Origin of the sequence: Actinosynnema sp. NPDC059797, assembly GCF_042732085.1 — a bacterium.
In the GTDB taxonomy this organism is placed as follows: domain Bacteria; phylum Actinomycetota; class Actinomycetes; order Mycobacteriales; family Pseudonocardiaceae; genus Actinosynnema.
Genome location: NZ_JBHWIE010000693.1, coordinates 1 through 1786, shown reverse-complemented (window position 1 = coordinate 1786; position 1786 = coordinate 1). Strand labels below are relative to the sequence as shown.

The following is a 1786-nucleotide window of genomic DNA, read 5'->3' as shown; positions in this document are numbered from 1 at the left end:
GTCGACAGTTGTCGACCACCGGGAGGATGACATGATCGGGTTCATCGTCGCCGGTTTGATCATCGGCGCGCTCGCCCGACTGATCAAGCCCGGCAAGCAGCACCTCGGCATCGTGGCGACGCTGCTGCTCGGCCTGGCCGGTTCGGTCATCGGCGGGACGATCGCGAACCTGCTCGGCACCGGCGACATCTTCGAGCTGAACGTGCTGGGCTTCATCGTCGCGGTGATCGCGTCCGTGCTGCTCATCGGCGTCGCGGAGGGCATCGCCGGCGGCGGTCGCCGCACGAGCCTGCGGTAACGCCGGGACCACGACGTGACGCGGTGCGCGGGAACTTCCCGCGCACCGCGTTTTCACGTGTCCGCGGCGCACACTGGTGAGCGCTAACAGCGGTGTTCGTCAAGCCCTTGCCTGGTCCTGTGTTAGCGATAACATTCGGGGCGCACCGTACCCGTCCGCACCGAAGGGCCGCCCCATGCTCCGCTACCCCCTGCTGCACCCGCCGCTGCTCTCCGCCCTGGCCACCGCCGGCCACGGCAGCCGGGTGCTGCTCGCGGACGCGAACTACGCGCACCGCACCAACGTCCACCACCGCGCCGAGCTGGTGCACCTCAACCTGCGCCCCGGCCTGCTCACCGTGGACCAGGTGCTGGAGCCGGTGCTCACCGCCGTCCCGGTCGAGGCCGTGCACACCATGCGGCCCGACGAGGGCGGCACTCCCCCGGCGTGGGCGGACTACGAACGCCTGCTCGGCCCCGACCTGCCCCTCCAGGCGCTGGCGCGCCAGGACTTCTACGACGCGTGCCGCGGTCCCGAGCTGGCGGTGTGCGTGGCGACCGGCGACGGCAGGCTCTACGCGAACGTCCTGCTGACCATCGGTTTCGTGGGCTGAGGCGTCAGGTCGCGGCGTGCGGCGGCAGCACCGCGACCGGGCACGGCGCCCGGTCCACCACCGAGTGGGCGACCGACCCGAACAGCGCGCGCCGCACCACCCCCGTCGCGCGGCTGCCGACGACCAGCAACCCCGCCCCCGCCGCCGCCCGCGGCAGCACGTCCACCGCCGGACCCGGGACGACCTCGACCCGGGAGCGGACGCCGGGGTGGCGGCGCGCGGACTCCGCCAGGTCGGGGTCGGACCCGACCGCGTACGGGTCGCCGCCGTCGGGCACCGCGTGCACGAGGACCACCTCGGCGCCCGTGCGCGCGGCGAACTCGTGCGCGAACCGGACCGCCCGGCCGCTGCCCGGCGAACCGTCCACCCCGACCACCACCGGACCGCCGGCACCGGCTTCCGCACCCTCGCGCACCACCACGACCGGCCGGGTGGCGGCCTCGACGACCTGCGCCGCGGTCGAGCCGAGCAGGACGCCGGCGACACCGGTGCCGTCCGAGTGCCCCACCACGACGAAGGCCGCGCGCTCCGCGTGCCGCAGCAGCACGTCCGCCGGGTCGCCCGGCACGACCTCGGCCCGGACGTCCGCCGCACCGCGGTCCCGGCACCGCCGCGCCACCCCGTCGAGCACGTCCCGCGCCCACTGCCGCATCGCCTCCTCCCCCGCGACGTCGACCGGCTGGTGCAGGTGGACCTGCTCGTACAGCGGCCACCGCAGCCCGTGGACCAGCAGGAGGGGCAGGCCCCACGACACCGCCCGCCCGGCCGCCCACTCGGCCGCCCGCGCGGCACCGTCGGTGCCGTCGACACCCACGACGACCTGTTCACCGGACATCGAAGCCCGGTGCGGCACACCGTCAGCGATTACATCTTCGTGGACGACGGCGCGGTGCTGC

At 74.6% G+C, this 1786-nt stretch carries 3 protein-coding genes; 2 read left to right on the top strand and 1 reads right to left on the bottom strand.

Annotated features, from left to right (window positions below; genetic code table 11):
* On the top strand, nucleotides 1–298 hold a 298-nt coding region (locus ACFV4N_RS43370; RefSeq protein ID WP_499678532.1), incomplete at its 5' end, for a GlsB/YeaQ/YmgE family stress response membrane protein.
* Between the two features lie 175 nt (nucleotides 299–473).
* Complete coding sequence (locus ACFV4N_RS43365) at nucleotides 474–890, top strand: RbsD/FucU family protein (protein ID WP_499678531.1); 417 nt, start codon at nucleotides 474–476, stop codon at nucleotides 888–890.
* A 4-nt stretch (nucleotides 891–894) separates the two neighbouring features.
* Here ACFV4N_RS43365 and ACFV4N_RS43360 read toward each other — a convergent pair.
* Nucleotides 895–1786: universal stress protein (locus tag ACFV4N_RS43360; protein WP_499678530.1), on the bottom strand; the 892-nt coding region annotated here is incomplete at its 5' end.

What these genes read in the sequence shown, in the direction of transcription:
- ACFV4N_RS43365 (WP_499678531.1), top strand. Translation starts at nt 474, where the DNA reads ATGCTCCGCTACCCCCTGCTGCACCCGCCGCTGCTCTCCGCCCTGGCC.